1 pseudogene is annotated in these 453 nt (G+C 30.5%); it reads left to right on the top strand.

The window, feature by feature from the left end:
• Positions 1-310: 310 nt before the first annotated feature.
• Positions 311-453 (top strand): annotated as a pseudogene (locus tag J7R10_RS10105) (iron ABC transporter substrate-binding protein); the annotation flags it as partial.

Raw genomic sequence — 453 nt, 5'->3', positions numbered from 1 at the left:
CTACACCTTGTAAAAAGAAGAGAGCGCTCGTTGTTAGTGCGTACAAACGTGTACGCTTTTTAAATACATTGATCATTGTCAAACTTTCTAAATGTAATTTGCAAAAGAATTAGAATTAAGCGGAAATAAGGTACATACACGATTCGTAACATATGTTAGTCTATTTTACAACATATTGTTGTTTATTAACATATCATTTCGTACATAAAAATGCCTAAGTTAAATTCTTAACTGTGTAAACTCTTGTAACTTATAAAATAATGTGCAACCTTTTATAATTTACAAAATATTAAAGAAAGGACGAGATAAAATGACGATAATGAAATATTTAAAATGGGTAAATTCTGTTTTGATTGTTGCAAGCAGTTTTGCAACGTTTTCATGGGTAAATGCGAGTGTAAATGCAGCAAATGTGACAATTAATCATGTTTCAGGCACCACTAGTGTTCCCAC

The organism is Bartonella vinsonii subsp. berkhoffii ATCC 51672, assembly GCF_902825225.1.
In the GTDB taxonomy this organism is placed as follows: Bacteria; Pseudomonadota; Alphaproteobacteria; order Rhizobiales; family Rhizobiaceae; genus Bartonella; species Bartonella berkhoffii.
This window is presented reverse-complemented; position numbering and strand designations above follow the sequence as displayed.